Annotated in this window: 14 protein-coding genes; all 14 read left to right on the forward strand. The window is 65.5% G+C overall.

Features of this window, described 5'->3' with window-relative positions:
- Positions 1–107: 107 nt before the first annotated feature.
- The 14 genes from ACFX4F_RS08045 to ACFX4F_RS08110 all read left to right on the forward strand — a co-directional run bounded on the left by ACFX4F_RS08045 (position 108) and on the right by ACFX4F_RS08110 (position 15,791).
- Complete coding sequence (locus ACFX4F_RS08045) at positions 108–656, forward strand: molybdenum cofactor guanylyltransferase (RefSeq protein ID WP_380653965.1); 549 nt, start codon at positions 108–110, stop codon at positions 654–656.
- Positions 653–1,018, forward strand: coding sequence for a hypothetical protein (locus ACFX4F_RS08050; protein WP_380653968.1), 366 nt, complete (start codon positions 653–655; stop codon positions 1,016–1,018). The genes ACFX4F_RS08045 and ACFX4F_RS08050 overlap by 4 nt, the downstream gene beginning before the upstream one ends.
- A 145-nt stretch (positions 1,019–1,163) precedes the next feature.
- Complete coding sequence (locus ACFX4F_RS08055) at positions 1,164–2,582, forward strand: NarK family nitrate/nitrite MFS transporter (RefSeq protein WP_099818666.1); 1,419 nt, start codon at positions 1,164–1,166, stop codon at positions 2,580–2,582.
- 69 nt (positions 2,583–2,651) lie between these two features.
- Positions 2,652–6,395, forward strand: a complete 3,744-nt coding sequence (locus ACFX4F_RS08060; RefSeq protein WP_380653971.1) for a nitrate reductase subunit alpha — start codon at positions 2,652–2,654, stop codon at positions 6,393–6,395.
- On the forward strand, positions 6,395–7,939 hold the full coding sequence (gene narH / locus ACFX4F_RS08065; protein ID WP_099818664.1) for a nitrate reductase subunit beta: 1,545 nt from the start codon (positions 6,395–6,397) through the stop codon (positions 7,937–7,939). Before ACFX4F_RS08060 ends, narH begins: the two co-directional genes overlap by 1 nt.
- A complete protein-coding gene (gene narJ, locus ACFX4F_RS08070) occupies positions 7,939–8,619 on the forward strand; it encodes a nitrate reductase molybdenum cofactor assembly chaperone (RefSeq protein WP_099818663.1) in 681 nt (226 codons plus the stop codon). Before narH ends, narJ begins: the two co-directional genes overlap by 1 nt.
- A complete protein-coding gene (gene narI / locus ACFX4F_RS08075) occupies positions 8,616–9,323 on the forward strand; it encodes a respiratory nitrate reductase subunit gamma (RefSeq protein ID WP_089235844.1) in 708 nt (235 codons plus the stop codon). The genes narJ and narI overlap by 4 nt, the downstream gene beginning before the upstream one ends.
- A gap of 3 nt (positions 9,324–9,326) precedes the next feature.
- Entirely contained in the window at positions 9,327–10,226 is a 900-nt protein-coding gene (locus tag ACFX4F_RS08080) for a peptidylprolyl isomerase (protein WP_099818662.1), read from the forward strand.
- Between the two features lie 24 nt (positions 10,227–10,250).
- Positions 10,251–11,582: a nitrate/nitrite transporter gene (locus tag ACFX4F_RS08085; RefSeq protein WP_089235842.1), complete on the forward strand. Its 1,332-nt coding sequence runs from the start codon at positions 10,251–10,253 to the stop codon at positions 11,580–11,582.
- A 97-nt stretch (positions 11,583–11,679) separates the two neighbouring features.
- Positions 11,680–12,894 (forward strand): coproporphyrinogen III oxidase, encoded by a 1,215-nt coding sequence (locus tag ACFX4F_RS08090; protein WP_099818787.1) that lies wholly within the window; start codon positions 11,680–11,682, stop codon positions 12,892–12,894.
- A gap of 11 nt (positions 12,895–12,905) precedes the next feature.
- Positions 12,906–13,682, forward strand: coding sequence for a helix-turn-helix domain-containing protein (locus tag ACFX4F_RS08095; RefSeq protein ID WP_089235841.1), 777 nt, complete (start codon positions 12,906–12,908; stop codon positions 13,680–13,682).
- Positions 13,683–13,717: 35 nt separating this feature from the next.
- Positions 13,718–14,446: a molybdate ABC transporter substrate-binding protein gene (gene modA, locus ACFX4F_RS08100; protein WP_380653979.1), complete on the forward strand. Its 729-nt coding sequence runs from the start codon at positions 13,718–13,720 to the stop codon at positions 14,444–14,446.
- Positions 14,447–14,449: 3 nt separating this feature from the next.
- A complete protein-coding gene (gene modB, locus ACFX4F_RS08105) occupies positions 14,450–15,133 on the forward strand; it encodes a molybdate ABC transporter permease subunit (protein ID WP_089235839.1) in 684 nt (227 codons plus the stop codon).
- Positions 15,123–15,791: a sulfate/molybdate ABC transporter ATP-binding protein gene (locus tag ACFX4F_RS08110; RefSeq protein ID WP_380653983.1), complete on the forward strand. Its 669-nt coding sequence runs from the start codon at positions 15,123–15,125 to the stop codon at positions 15,789–15,791. The genes modB and ACFX4F_RS08110 overlap by 11 nt, the downstream gene beginning before the upstream one ends.
- Positions 15,792–15,896 lie beyond the last annotated feature (105 nt).

Raw genomic sequence — 15,896 nt, forward strand, 5'->3', positions numbered from 1 at the left:
GGCGTGGCTCTACTGGGGCGAGCCTGCACGGTTGCGCCATGCGTGGATGGGGCCTTCCCGTCGCGCCCGGCCGGGGCAGCCACGCATGGCGTGGTCGGGTGTCCCGCGTGAACACGACCATCGCCGGCATCGTGCTGGCCGGTGGCCTGTCCAGCCGCATGGGCCGCGACAAGGCGCTGCTGCCCTGGCAGGGGCGCACGCTGCTGGAGCACATGCGCGGCACGTTGCGGCTGGCCGGGGCAGACCGCGTCTGGGTGAGCGGACGTTACCCGGGCTTCGGCGGCGTACCCGACCAGATCACACGGTGCGGGCCGCTGGGCGGCCTGTTCAGCGTGGCAATGCAGATGCCCGATGGCCCCGCCTGGGTGGTGCCGGTGGATACGCCCCGTCTGACCCCGGATCTGCTGCGGCAATTGCGTGACGGGCATCGCAGCGCTTGCACGATCTTTGACGGGCATCCGCTTCCGATGCTGTTTAATGTGGACAATGAAAGTCGCACGATCCTCGAAAACATGATCCACGATCCCCTCGGTCCGCGTTCCCTGCAGGCCCTGCAACACCGGCTGGACGCGCAGACCCTGCGCCTGGCCCACGCTGATGAAAGCGCCCTGGTCAACTGCAATACCCCCACCCAATGGGAGGACGTTGCCTCATGAAGGTGCAGTTGCAAGAACAGACAATGCGCCTGCGCCTGGACGAAGCCGAACTCGCGCAGCTGCTGGCCGGTGAAACGGTGGAAAACCTGACCCGGTTCGGTGGCAGTGGCGGCTGGGGTACGGCCGTTTCGCTGCATGGTGGCGAATCGGCCGTGCTGCTCGACAGCGGCACCGATTGCCGGCTGGTACTGCCCCGGTCTTCCGTGGAGGACCTGGCCGGGCGCCTGCCGTGCCGTGATGGCCTGACCTTTGCGCTGTACCTGGACGACGGCACCACGCTGCAGCTGCAGTTAGATGTGGATGTGCGCGACAGCGTGCGCCAGCGCGGGGTGACCCGCCGCAGTTCCGCATCATCGGTTTGACATTTGTCAGGGGCGAGGGGGAAACCCGCGCCTGATTGATCCAGATCAACCCCGTCGTTGCTGCTGCACGGCCTAATGGCTGCCATGACGACGGGTTACAACTTGAAAGCAGTACCCACGTCATTCCACAGCCTTGGAGCCATGTATGACCGTCGGTAGCGATCCTGTTGTCCGCAGCACTGCCAGTCCTGGTCGCGTCATCAGCGACTGGACGCCGGAAGATCCCGGCTATTGGGAGCGCACCGGCAAGCGGGTCGCCACCCGCAACCTGGTCATCTCCATTCCCTCGCTGCTGCTGGCGTTCTCGGTCTGGGTACTGTTCTCGGCGGTGACCATCAGCCTGCCGAAGATCGGCTTCGGCTTCAGCACCGATCAGTTGTTCTGGCTGGTGGCACTACCCAGCCTGTCCGGCGCGACGCTGCGCATCTTCTATTCGTTCGTGATTCCGATCTTTGGCGGTCGCCGCTGGACGGCGCTGTCCACCGCATCACTGCTGGCACCGACGATCTGGCTTGGCTTTGCGGTGCAGAACCCGGCGACGCCTTACTGGGTGTTCGTGGTGATCGCGATCCTGTGTGGCTTTGGTGGGGCGAACTTCTCCTCGTCGATGTCCAACATTTCCTTCTTCTACCCCAAGCAGAAGCAGGGCTTGGCGCTGGGCCTGAATGCCGGCCTGGGCAATGTCGGCGTGTCGGTGGCACAGGCGGTGATTCCGCTGGTGATCACCGTGGGCGTGTTCGGTGCCCTCGGTGGTGCGCCGCAGCCGGTGGTGGAGGGCGGTACGCCGTTGTACCTGCAGAATGCCGGCTTCATCTGGGTGCCGGCGATTGCGATCTGCGCGGTGGCGGCCTGGTTCGGCATGAATGACCTGACCAGCGCCCGCTCCTCGTTTGCGGAACAGGCGGTGATTTTCCGCCGCAAGCACAACTGGCTGATGTGCTGGTTGTACATCGGCACCTTCGGTTCCTACATCGGTTTCTCGGCCGGCTTCCCGATGCTGGTGAAGAGCCAGTTCCCCGCCGTGAACCCGCTCGCCTACGCCTTCATCGGCCCGCTGCTGGGTGCGCTGATGCGCTCGGTCGGCGGCAGCATGGCCGACCGTTGGGGTGGTGCGCGGCTGACGTTCTGGGTGTTCGCGTTGATGATCGCGGCGGTGTTCGGCGTGCTGCATTTCCTGCCCAGCGATGGCCAGGGCGGCAATTTCTACGGCTTCCTCTTCAGCTTCATGGCGCTGTTCGTGCTCAGCGGCATCGGCAACGGCACCACTTTCCGCATGATCCCGGTGATCTTCCGCACGCTGCATGAGCGCCTGTCGGCAGGTGCCAATGCGGAAGGCAAGGCCGCGTCGGCGCACCAGGCCAGCATCGAGTCGGCCGCGGTAGTGGGCTTCTCGGGTGCGATCGGTGCCTACGGCGGCTTCTTCATTCCCAAGAGCTATGGCTCTTCCATCACGTTGACCGGCAGCCCCGACATGGCGCTGTACGGGTTCGTCGTTTTCTATGTCACCTGCCTGGCCGTGACCTGGTGGTGGTACTACCGGCGCGGCGCAGAGACGCCTTGCTGACATGAAAACGCACCGCAGCCAGATGACACACACAGCCACGATGCAGATGTCCGCAAAGGGAGACCCCCGATGAGTTATTTCCTTGATCGCTTGCAGTTCTTCAAGCGTGACCCCCAGCCCTTTGCCGATGGCCATGGGTTTGCCAAGAGCGAAGGCCGTGACTGGGAGAACAGTTACCGCCAGCGCTGGCAGTACGACAAGATCGTGCGTTCAACCCACGGTGTGAACTGCACCGGTTCGTGCAGTTGGAAGATCTACGTCAAGAATGGGCTGGTGACCTGGGAAACCCAGCAGACCGATTACCCGCGCACGCGCCCGGACCTGCCCAACCACGAACCGCGTGGCTGTCCGCGTGGCGCCAGCTACTCCTGGTACCTGTACAGTGCCAACCGCCTGAAGTACCCGCTGATCCGCGGCACGCTGCTGCGCCTGTGGCGCGAAGCACGCAGGACCCAGGGCCCGGTGGATGCGTGGGCCAGCATCGTGGAGGACAAGGAAAAGGCGCGCTCGTACAAGACCCGGCGCGGCATGGGCGGTTTCGTGCGACTGAACTGGGAAGAGGCCAACGAGATCATCGCGGCCTCCAACCTGTACACGGTGAAGCAGTACGGACCGGACCGCGTGGTCGGTTTCTCGCCGATTCCGGCGATGTCGATGGTGTCCTACGCCGCCGGTGCGCGTTACCTGTCGCTGCTGGGCGGCGCCTGCCTGTCCTTCTATGACTGGTACTGCGATCTGCCGCCGGCTTCGCCGCAGGTATGGGGCGAACAGACCGACGTGCCCGAATCGGCTGACTGGTACAACAGCCGCTACATCATCGCCTGGGGCTCGAACGTGCCGCAGACGCGTACGCCCGATGCGCACTTCTTCACCGAGGCGCGCTACAACGGGACCAAGACGGTCTCGATCTGCCCGGACTATTCCGAGCTGGCAAAGCTGACCGATCATTGGCTGCACCCCAAGCAGGGCACCGATGCTGCGCTGGCGTTCGCCTTCGGCCATGTGATCCTGCGCGAGTTCCATGTCGATTCGCCGTCGCAGTACTTCCAGGACTACTGCCGCCAGTACTCGGATATGCCGATGCTGGTGCGTCTGGAGCGTCGCGCCGATGGCCGCCTGGTGGCCGGGCGTTTCCTGCGCGCCAGTGAGCTGGGTGGATTGGGCGAGGCCAACAACCCGGACTGGAAGACCCTCGCTTACGACGAGACTAGTGGCCAGATCGTGGTGCCGAACGGTTCGATCGGCTTCCGCTGGGGCGAAAAGGGTCGCTGGAACATCGAGGAGAAGGCCAGCAACGGCGCGGATACGCGCCTGCGCTTGAGCCTGTCCGATTTCAACGATGGGATCGAGGCGGTCAGCTTCCCGTACTTCGGTGGCATCGAGAGTGACGGCTGGACGGCCGCCCCGGCCGAGGAAGTACTGGACCGCAACATCCCGGTGCGCCGCCTGGCCACTGCCGATGGCAGCGAGACCCTGGTGGCGACCGTCTATGACCTGCTGCTGGCGCAGTACGGCGTTGACCGCGGTTTCGGCGGCGCCAATGTGGCCAAGAGCTTCGATGAGAACGTGCCGGGCACGCCGGCCTGGCAGGAACGCATCACCGGCGTGCCGCGTGGCGAGGTGATCGAGATCGCCCGCGAGTTCGCGCGTACCGCCGACAAGACCCATGGCCGTTCGATGATCATCGTCGGCGCGGGCATGAACCACTGGTTCCACAACGACATGAACTACCGAGGCCTGATCAACATGCTGATCATGTGCGGTTGCGTGGGCCAGACCGGCGGTGGCTGGGCGCACTACGTGGGCCAGGAAAAGCTGCGCCCGCAGACCGGCTGGCAGCCGCTGGCGTTCGGCCTGGACTGGAGCAAGCCGCCGCGCCATATGAACGGCACGTCGTTCTTCTACTTCAACACCGGGCAGTGGCGCTACGAGAAGCTGCAGGTGGATGAGCTGCTGTCACCGCTGGCCGACGCCAGCAAGTACAGCGGCAGCCTGGCCGACCTGAACCTGCGCGCCGTGCGCATGGGCTGGTTGCCATGCGCGCCGCAGCTGGACCGCAATCCGCTGCAGCTGGTGCGCGAGGCCGAAGCGGCCGGCGTGGCCCCTGCCGACTACGCACTGGGCAAGTTCAAGGACGGTTCGCTGGACTTCGCCTTTGCCGATCCGGACGCGCAGCAGAACCACCCGCGGATGATGTTCATCTGGCGCTCGAACCTGCTGGGTTCGTCGGGCAAGGGCCACGAGTACATGCTGCGGCACCTGCTGGGTACCCGCCACGGCCTGCAGGGCAAGGACCTGGGCGAGATGGGCGCGGTAAAGCCGGAGGAAGTGAAGTGGCGCGACGAGGCGCCGGAAGGCAAGCTCGACCTGCTGGTGACGCTGGACTTCCGCATGTGCACCACCGCGCTGTATTCGGACATCGTGCTGCCGACGGCCACTTGGTACGAGAAGGACGATCTCAACACCTCGGACATGCATCCGTTCATCCATCCGCTGTCGAAGGCGGTGGACCCGGCGTGGGAATCGCGCAGTGACTGGGACATCTTCAAGGAGGTTGCGCGCACCGTGAGCGAGATGGCGCCCGGCGTGCTGGGCGTGGAGAAGGACCTGGTGCTGGTGCCGACCCTGCACGACACCCCCAACGAGCTGGGCATGCCGTTCGGCGTGGCCGACTGGAAGAAGGGCGAGTGCGAGGCCATCCCCGGCCAGACCATGCCGTCGATGACGGTGGTGGAGCGCGATTACCCGAACCTGTATCGCAAGTTCACCTCGCTGGGGCCGCTGCTCGACAAGCACGGCAATGGCGGCAAGGGCATGAACTGGGACACCAAGCACGAGGTGGAATTCCTCGGCAAGTTGAACCATACCGTGCACGAGGAGGGCGTCAGCCAGGGCCGGCCGGCCATCTCGACCGCCATCGATGCGGCCGAAGTGATCCTGCACCTGGCCCCGGAAACCAATGGCCACGTGGCGGTGAAGGCGTGGGCGTCGCTGGGCAGCTTCACCGGCCGCGAGCACACCCATCTGGCGGTCGGCAAGGAACACGAGGCGATCCGCTTCCGTGACATCCAGGCGCAGCCGCGCAAGATCATCTCTTCACCGATCTGGTCCGGGCTGGAAGACGACAACGTCAGCTACAACGCCGGCTACACCAATGTGCACGAGCTGATTCCGTGGCGCACGGTGACCGGTCGCCAGCAGTTCTACCAGGACCATGAGTGGATGATCGATTTCGGCGAGGCCTTCATGAGCTACCGGCCGCCGGTCAACACCCGCACCATCGAGCCGCTGCTCAACCAGCGCTCGAACGGCAACAAGGAGATCGTGCTGAACTGGATCACCCCGCACCAGAAGTGGGGCATCCACAGCACCTACAGCGACAACCTGATCATGCAGACGCTGTCGCGCGGTGGTCCGATCGTGTGGATCAGCGAGGACGACGCGCGCAATGCCGGCATCGTCGACAACGACTGGATCGAGCTGTTCAACGTCAACGGCGCGATCGCCGCGCGAGCGGTGGTCAGCCAGCGCGTGATGCCGGGCATGGCGATGATGTACCACGCCCAGGAACGCATCATCAACGTACCGGGTTCGGAGATTTCCCGTACCCGCGGCGGCATCCACAACTCAGTGACCCGCATCGTGCTCAAGCCGACCCACATGATTGGTGGCTACGCGCAGCTGGCCTACGGTTTCAACTACTACGGCACCTGCGGCACCAACCGCGACGAGTTCGTGATCGTGCGCAAGATGGACAAGATCGATTGGCTTGATGGCGAGGCCGTACCGGCCGTTGCCAAGGAGGTGGTGTGATGAAGGTCCGTGCACAGATCGCGATGGTGCTGAACCTGGACAAGTGCATCGGCTGCCACACCTGCTCGATCACCTGCAAGAACGTCTGGACCTCGCGCGAGGGTGTCGAGTACGCCTGGTTCAACAACGTTGAAACCAAGCCGGGCATCGGCTATCCGAAGGAATGGGAGAACCAGGAGAAGTGGAACGGCGGCTGGGTGCGTACCGGCAGCGGCAAGCTGGTGCCACGCGCTGGCGGTCGCTGGCGGATGCTGGCCAAGATCTTCGCCAACCCGGACCTGCCGCAGATCGACGATTACTACGAGCCGTTCGACTTCGACTACCAGAACCTGCACACCGCCAAGGACAGCCAGCACCAGCCGACCGCACGGCCGCGCTCGCTGATCAGTGGCGAGCGCATGCAGAAGATCGAGTGGGGCCCGAACTGGGAAGAGATCCTGGGTTCGGAGTTCAGCAAGCGTTCGCGCGACTATAACTTCAATGAAGTGCAGAAGGAGATCTACGGCGCCTTCGAAAAGACCTTCATGATGTACCTGCCACGCCTGTGCGAGCACTGCCTGAACCCGGCGTGCGTGTCGGCGTGCCCATCAGGCGCGATCTACAAGCGCGAGGAAGACGGCATCGTGCTGATCGACCAGGACAAGTGCCGTGGCTGGCGCATGTGCGTGTCGGCGTGCCCGTACAAGAAGATCTATTACAACTGGAAGAGCGGCAAGTCGGAGAAGTGCATCTTCTGCTACCCGCGCATCGAGATGGGTGAGCCGACGATCTGTTCGGAAACCTGTGTCGGCCGCATCCGCTACCTGGGCGTGATGCTGTACGACGCCGACCGCATTGCGGAGGCCGCATCGGTGGCCGCCGAAAAGGATCTGTACCAGGCCCACCTGGACATCTTCCTGGACCCGCATGACCCGGCGGTGATTGCTGCTGCACGTGCGGAAGGCATTCCGGACAGCTGGCTGGAATCGGCCAAGCAGTCGCCGGTGTACAAGATGGCGATCGACTGGAAGCTGGCGCTGCCGCTGCACCCGGAGTACCGCACGCTGCCGATGGTCTGGTACGTGCCGCCATTGTCGCCGATCCAGTCGGCCGCCGAACGTGGCCGCATCGGCATGAGTGGCGAACTGCCGGACGTGGCCTCGCTGCGTATTCCGGTGCGCTACCTGGCCAACATGCTGACGGCCGGTGACGAGGCACCGGTGGTGCGGGCGCTGGAACGTCTGATGGCGATGCGCGCCTGGCGCCGGGCCAAGAACGTGGACGGCGTGGAAGACACCGCCGTGCTTGATCAGACCGGACTGACCGTAGCCCAGGTTGAAGAGATGTACCGCTACCTGGCGATTGCCAACTACGAGGACCGTTTCGTGATTCCCAGCGCTCACCGCGAGTACGCCAACGACGCCTTCGGCGAACGCGGCGGCTGCGGCTTCACCTTCGGCAACGGCTGCAACGGCGACAGCCCGGCCGACCTGTTCGGCCAGCGCAAGAGCACCAGCTTCGTGGTGAACAACGGGCCCAACCACCGCCGCAAGGAGGTGGTCTGATGAGCGTTCTGAAGCTGGTGGGGGTACTGCTGGATTACCCCCGCGAGGAACTGTGGCAGCACGGCGAGGAACTGCTGGCGGCCTGTGACGAGGTGGCACTGACGCCGACGCGGCGCAGGCAGCTGCGTGGCTTCGTGCAGCAGCTGCTGGACAGCGATCCGTTGGATGCGCAGGCCGCGTGGCTGGCAACCTTCGACCGCGGCCGTTCGATGAGCCTGCTGCTGTTCGAACACATCCACGGCGAATCGCGTGACCGCGGCCAGGCCATGGTCGATCTGGTGGAAACCTACCGCAAGCACGGCTTCGAGCTGGATGCACGCGAACTGCCGGACTACCTGCCGCTGTTGCTGGAATTCCTGGCGCATCGTCCTGAGGCAGAGGCGCGGGAGTGGCTGCACCACATCGGCCACATCGCCGGGATGCTGGCCGCGCGCGCCGCCGAGCGCAAGCTGCCGCATGTGCCGCTGCTGGAGATTCTGGTGGAGGCCGGCGACGGCAAGGTCAACCTGGAGGCGCTGCGGCAACGCGCCAGCGAAGAGCCCCGCGACGATACGGCCGAGGCGATGGACAGGCTGTGGGAAGAGGAAGCCGTGCGTTTCGGCGCCGAAGCTCCTGCCGAAGACTGCAAGCCACCGACACGCTCACCGGCCCGCCCTGTGCATCGAGAGGTCCAGCCATGAACTACTACCTGCATCAATTCGCTTTCCAGTACTACCCGTACATCGCCGTGGCGGTGCTGCTGATCGGCAGCTGGGCGCGCTATGACAAGGCCATGTACACCTGGCGCACCGGTTCCAGCCAGATGCTGTCGGACAAGGGCATGCGGATCGGCAGCAACTGCTTCCACATCGGCATCCTGGCCATCCTGGGTGGTCATCTGGTCGGCCTGCTGACTCCACACGCGGTGTACGAGCACTTCATCACCTCCTCGCAGAAGCAGATGCTGGCGATGGTGGTGGGCGGCGTGTTCGGTGCGTTGTGCTTCATCGGTATCAGTATCCTGCTGGTGCGCCGGCTGACCAACGCCCGCGTGCGCGCCACCGGCAGCTTCGGTGACACCCTGGTGCTGGTGCTGCTGTTCGCCCAGCTCTGTCTTGGCCTGTACAGCATCCGGGTGTCGGCCGGACATCTGGACGGTGGGGTAATGGTGCAGCTGGCCGAGTGGGCGCAGCACATCGTGACCTTCCGTGCCGGTGCCGCCGACTACATCCAGGGCGTCAGCTGGGTCTACAAGATGCACATCTTCCTGGGCCTGACCCTGTTCCTGATCGCGCCGTTCACCCGTCTGGTGCACGTCTGGAGCATTCCGGTCAGCTATCTGTGGCGGCCATACCAAGTGGTGCGCCGTCGCCAGGCGGCGCTGCGTTACGGGCCGCGGGAGTAAGCCATGGGCAGCCTGCCGAAGTTCCTGCCGATCACCGTGATCGATTCCACCCAGCCTGTTCCGGCCGAGGCCCACCAGCACCAGCATGACGGGGCAGAGCAGGGTCCGCGCTCGCTTGGGCAACCGGCACCGTGCCGGTTGTTCGTGGAGGACACGGCGATCAGCGAGGCCGACATCGCCCGCGAGATGCAACACCATCGGGCGCTGCGCCCGGAACAGTCGCGTGCCGAGGCGGCACGCGCACTGGTGGTGCGTGAACTGCTGCGATTGGAAGCACAGCGCCTGGGCCTGCTGGCGCCAGCCGGCGGCCGGGTAAGCGATGAGGAAGTGCTGATCCAGCAACTGCTGGAAGACGCAATTGAAGACCGGGTGCCGACCGACGAGGACTGCCAACGGTATTTCGAACAGAACCCGGAACGATTCCGCTCGCCGGACCGCGTGCGCCTGCGCCATATCCTGCTGGCCGCGCCGGCCGATGATGTGGCCGGGCGCCTGGAGGCGCGCACCGAGGGCGAGCGCTTGGCCAATGAACTGAAGGAAGCGCCGCACCTGTTCGCCGACTTCGCCCTGCGCCATTCGCGCTGCCCGTCGAGCAGCGAGGGCGGTGACCTGGGTTGGCTGCAGCGTGGGCAGACCACGCCGGAGTTCGATCGCCAGGTGTTCCGCCTGCGCGAGGGCCTGGCCGGCTTCCCGGTGGAATCACGCTGGGGCTACCACGTGGTCAGCATCGATGGGCGCGAGGAAGGGCAGCCGCTGCCGTTCGACGCAGTGCTGCCACAGATCCGTGACTACCTGGAGCTGCAGGTGCGCCAGCGCGAAGTGCAGGCCTACCTGTTGCAGCTGCAGGAGCGCTACCCGGTACGCGGGCTGGATGAGATCGAAGCCGAAGCCGAAATCGGCTGACCCACTCTTGAGGAAGGAGGTTGCATGAACCAGGCCCTTGCCCCCGCCAGTGCCGGGCAGCAGCAGCGTGCGCTGTGGCTGAGCACGTTCGCGTTCACCGTGTGCTTTGCGGTCTGGATGATCTTTTCCATCATCGGTATCCAGATCAGCGAGCAGCTGGGCCTGACCGACACCCAGTTCGGCCTGCTGATCGCCACCCCGGTGCTGACCGGCTCGGTCAGCCGTGTGTTCCTGGGCATCTGGTCCGACCAGTTCGGTGGCCGCAAGGTGATGGCGCTGGTGATGCTGTGCGGCGCGGTCGCCACCTGGATGCTGACCTACGCGCACACCTACCCGCAATTCCTGTTCGCCGCGTTGTGCGTGGGCATTGCCGGTGGCAATTTCTCGGTAGGCGTGGCCTACGTGTCCAAGTTCTTCCCGGCCAGCAAGCAGGGCACCGCGCTGGGCATCTTCGGTGCCGGCAACATCGGTGCGGCAGTCACCAAACTGCTGGCGCCGATGGTGATGGTGGCGGCGGGCTGGATGATGGTGGCCAAAGTGTGGGCAGTGGCACTGGCGATCACGGCGGTGCTGTTTTTCCTGTTCAGCAAGGAAGACCCCTCGCTGGAGCAGCGCCGCCGTGACGGGGTGAAGCCGGTGCCGTTCGCCGAGCAGATGGCACCGTTGAAGAATCTGCAGGTGTGGCGGTTCTCGTTGTATTACTTCTTCGTGTTCGGTGGCTTCGTGGCCCTGGCGCTGTGGCTGCCGCATTACCTGGTGGGTGCGTACGGCATGGACGTCGGCACCGCCGGCATGCTGGCCGCGTGCTATTCAATCCCGGCCAGCCTGTTCCGCGTGGTGGGCGGCTGGATGTCGGACCGGATGGGAGCGCGCCGGGTGATGTACTGGACCTTCGGTGTGTCGGCCATCTGTACGTTCCTGCTGGCCTACCCCGATACCGAGTACGTGGTGAAGGGCATCCATGGTCCGATCCACTTCCACCTGGCCATTGGCGTGGTGATGTTCACCGTGCTTGTGTTCGTGCTGGGCTTCTTCATGTCGCTGGGCAAGGCTGCGGTCTACAAGCACATCCCGGTGTATTACCCCAGGCACGTGGGGGCGGTGGGCGGCGTAGTGGGCATGATCGGTGGCCTTGGTGGCTTCATCCTGCCGATCGTGTTCGGTGCATTGAACGACGCGCTGGGTATCTGGAGCAGCTGTTTCATGCTGCTGTTCGTGGTGGTGTCCGCCGCGCTGGCATGGATGCATTTCGCCATCCGCAGGATGGAGCGTCGACACTTCCCGCAGATCGATCGCGAGACCGACCTGCCGGAGGCCATCGATGCGGCGGCGGTCGATCGTGCGCGCGGCACCTGAACGGTAGTGCCGGCCGCTGGCCGGCACCAGCAACGCAATGCGCCACGCTTGATTTCAATCAGGGCTGTGCGAAGAGGAACGCGCGAGGATGACCGTCATGAGCTTCCATGTTGATGCGAGCGAGGACACGGCGCTGCAGGCGGCATTGCTGCGGCAACCCCGCCACGTGCTGTTTCCGCCGCCCGACCAGTTCAGTGCCGGCTTCGGTGAAAGCGGCTGGCGTGCCGCCGTGCGCGCCAGCAACGAGCACCTGATTCCGCGTGGGCTGACGCTGGGTTTCCAGACCGGCCGCATGGGCCGCGACGTGCCGGCCGAACGCTATCTGGACACGTTGCTGGCCGCGTTGCGCCTGCAGGCTGATACTCTGGCCGAGGACCGTGAGGTGGTGGCGATGGTGCTGCAGCTGGGCCTTGCCGAAGCACTGCCGCCAGCGCTGCTGGGGCAGTTGCTGGATGCAGTGCCGCGGCACCTGCGCACCGTGGCCCGGCCGCAGGTGGAGGTACGGCTGGATGCCGGCAGCGCCGTGGCGCCGGCACAACTGCGCGCGGTGGGCTGCACACGGCTGAACGTGATCGATCGCGCCGATGCACCGGGCCCGGCAGTGCTGGCGCAGGCGCGCGACGCGGGCTTTACCGCGCGCTACTACCAGTTGCGTGTACCTGCGGCGGAGGATGCTGGGTTCATCGGGCGATTGCAGGCCGTGCTGGCAGATGCGCCCGAGCGCGTGCTGCTGCCGGCGCCATGCGCGCTGCCTGAGCATCCCTCATCGGAACGCTGGTTGCAGGCGTGGCGATTGCTGCGCGAGGCGGGCTATGTGGGTATCGGTGGCGACCATCATCAGCGCGGCGACCTGCCGGATCCGAACGGCCCGGGCGACGGTCAGCGTCATTGCGATCTGGCCGGCATACCGCGCCGCGATCGCAGCGATTTCATCGGCATCGGCTTGGCGGCGTGCAGCCAAGTCGGTGAGGTGTTCTACCGGACGGAGGATGACCTGGAGTGCTGGCAGGCCCGCCTGCAGGCGGGGCATGTGGGCGTGGCCGCGGGCCTGATCCTGTCCGAGCAGGAACGTCTGGCCGCCGAGGTCGCGCAGAGCATCGCCTGCGACCATGCGCTGGATGCTGCCGCCTTCGAGTGGCGCAATGATGTTCCGTTCGATGAATGCTTCGCCGAGACCCTGCCCGCACTCGCACCGCTGCTCGCGCGTGGCTGGGCGCGCTGGGACGGCCGCGTGCTTCGCCTGGCCGAGGAAGGGCGGTTGCTGTGGCGTATGATGGCCGCATGCTTCCGGCCGGCGGCCGCCATCGCTTGAGTGCTGTCCCGATGTCTTCGACTCCGCCTTCCCAGGCCAGACCCGGCCGCACCACGCCGAATCCCGCCGCCGCCGATGATGGCGATGCGCTGCATTTCTGCAGCACCTGTGCCTTCTCCGATGCGTGCATGTCGCAGGGCTATGACAAGACGGCGCTGGGCGAACTGCATGTGCTGGTTGACCACGTAGGGCCGTTCCATGCGGGCGACTACATTTTCCGCGCGGGAGAGGCTTTCGATTCCATCGCGGCGGTGCGCGCAGGCATGGTCAAGACCTTCGTCGATGACAGTCAGGGCAACGAACAGGTGCTGGGCTTTGCGCTGCCGGGCGAGGTGATCGGGCTCAACGCGATTCATGGCTCGCGCTTCCCCTGCAATGCGGTGGCTCTGGATACGGTGCACCTGTGCCGTATCTCGTTCCCCAAGTTGAGCCTGCTGGCCACCCGCATGCCGGGGCTGCAGGCAAAGCTGTTCAGCCTGCTCAGTGCGGAGATCGGCAAGGTTGCCACGCTGGCGGCCAACCACCGCACCGAAGAGCGGATGGCCGCGTTCCTTCTGGATATGTCGGCCCGTTATGCACGGCGTGGTTTTTCTGCGACCCGCTTCAACCTGACCATGGCCCGCACCGAGATCGCCAACTATCTGCGGATGGCGCCGGAGACGGCCAGTCGGGTGCTGCGGCGGTTGAGCGATGACGGCGTGATTGCGGTGAAGCAGCGCGAGATCCTGCTGTTGCAACCCGACCGGCTGGCGGCGCTGGCCGTTGCAGATGAGAACGACCCCGATTGAACCTGACCTGGGAGGCGACGATGAAGCGATGCGCAATGGTGTTTCTGGGTCTGCTGGTCACGCTGCCTGCGTGGGCCGGCAACCTGACCGTGTCGGCGGCATCCAGCCTGACCGAGAGCTTCCGCGAGCTGGGCGCCGCCTATGAGAAGGCGAACCCGGGCAGCAAGGTCGACTTCAACTTTGCTGCATCCGGCGTGCTGCTGCAGCAGATCGCGCGGGGCGCGCCGGTGGATGTGTTCGCCTCGGCTGATGAAACAACGATGGACCAGGCGGCGCAGCAGAAGCTGCTGGCAGCGGGTACGCGTGCGATCTTCGCAGTGAACGCGCTGTGGGTGGTGGTGCCGCCGCAGGCGAAGGCGCCGCCGCGCGCACTGGCCGATCTGGCGGGTGCCGGCGTGCAGCGCATTGCACTGGGCAACCCGGACAGCGTGCCGGTGGGCCGCTACGCGCAGGGTGCGCTGCAGGCCGCAAAGCTGTGGCCGGCAGTGCAGGGCAAGGTGATCAGTACGCAGAACGTGCGGCAGTCGCTGGATTACGTGGCACGGGGCGAGGTGGATGCGGGCTTTGTCTACGCTACCGACGCGCAGGCGATGCCGGATCGCGTGCGGCGCGCGTTCGACGTTCCGGTTGCCGGGCGCATCGCCTATCCGCTCGCGGTGGTGCAGGCCAGCACGCAGCCGGTGGAGGCCAAGCGCTTCGCGGCGTTCGTGCGCTCGGCGCAGGGCCAGGCGATCCTGCAGAAGCACGGGTTCGGCAAGCCCTGACGGATGGACCTGGACTGGAGCGCACTGGGATTGTCGTTGAAGGTGGCCGGCTGGGCCACCGCGATCAACCTTGTGGCAGGCGTGGCACTTGGCGCGCTGCTGGCGCGACGGCGCTTTCCCGGCCGGGAGCTGCTGGATTCGATACTGACCCTGCCGATGGTGCTGCCGCCGACGGTGCTGGGCTACTACCTGCTAGTACTGATCGGGCGCAATGGCCCGATCGGTGCCTGGCTGCAGTCGTGGTTCGGTATCAATCTGGTATTTACCTGGCAGGCGGCGGTGATCGCTGCCGCGGTAGCGTCGTTGCCGCTGGTGTTCAAGCCGGCGCGCGCCGCATTCGAAGAAGTGGATGGTCAGTTGGAGCAGGCCGCGCGCACGCTGGGCGTGTCCGAAGCCGCGGTGTTCTTCCGCATTACCCTGCCGCTGGCATGGCGCGGAATTCTGGCTGGCCTGCTGCTGGCGTTCGCACGGGCGATGGGTGAGTTCGGCGCCACGCTGATGGTGGCCGGCAGCATTCCGGGCCGCACGCAGACCTTGTCTATCGCCATCTATGAAGCCGTGCAGGCGGGGCAGGATGGCAAGGCCAATGCGCTGGTGATCCTGACGTCGGTGGTATGCATCGTGATCCTGCTGCTGGCCGCACGGCTGGTGGGCGGGCGCCGCCGGGAGCTGCGCGATGTGGCTTGACCTGCAGGTGCAGCGACGATTGCAGGCGTCCGGCCAGACCTTCGAACTGGATGTGGCACTGCAATGCACGCAGCGGCAGGTGGTGCTGTTCGGGCCCTCGGGCGCCGGCAAGAGCCTGACGCTGAAAGCGGTGGCCGGCCTGTTGCGCCCGGAGCATGGACATGTGCGCCTGCACGGGCAGGCGCTGTTCGATGCAGGTGCTGGGATTGATCTGCCACCGCAGCGTCGTCGCCTGGGATATGTGTTCCAGGATTACGCGCTGTTCCCGCATCTGAGCGTGCGCCAGAACGTGGCGTTCGGGCTGCAGCGGGGCTGGTTGAATCCGCAGCGCGGGACCCGTATCGAGGCAGTTGAGCAGTGGCTGCAGGCGTTCCGTATCGAGCATGTGGCGGATCTGCTGCCGTCACAGGTATCCGGTGGCCAGCGCCAGCGTACGGCGTTGGCACGAGCGCTGGTGACCCGGCCGCAGGCCTTGCTGCTGGACGAGCCGTTCGCAGCGCTCGACCACGACCTGCGCCAGCACCTGCGGCAGGAGCTGGAAACCGTGCTGGATGAAACCGGTATTCCGCTGCTGCTGATCAGCCACGATCCGCAGGACGTGGCGGTGTTTGGCCAGCAGGTGGCGCGGGTGGTTGATGGGCGCATCGTCGGCGATTGACGCATGGCGGATGGCCGCATCGTCGATGATTGACGCGTGGTGGTAGTGCCGGCCGCTGGCCGGCAGCTTGGTAGTGCGGAGAGCAGCCGGCCAGCGGCCGGCTCT

Origin of the sequence: Stenotrophomonas sp. YIM B13575 (assembly GCF_042787595.1) — a bacterium.
Taxonomy (GTDB): Bacteria; Pseudomonadota; Gammaproteobacteria; order Xanthomonadales; family Xanthomonadaceae; genus Stenotrophomonas; species Stenotrophomonas lactitubi_B.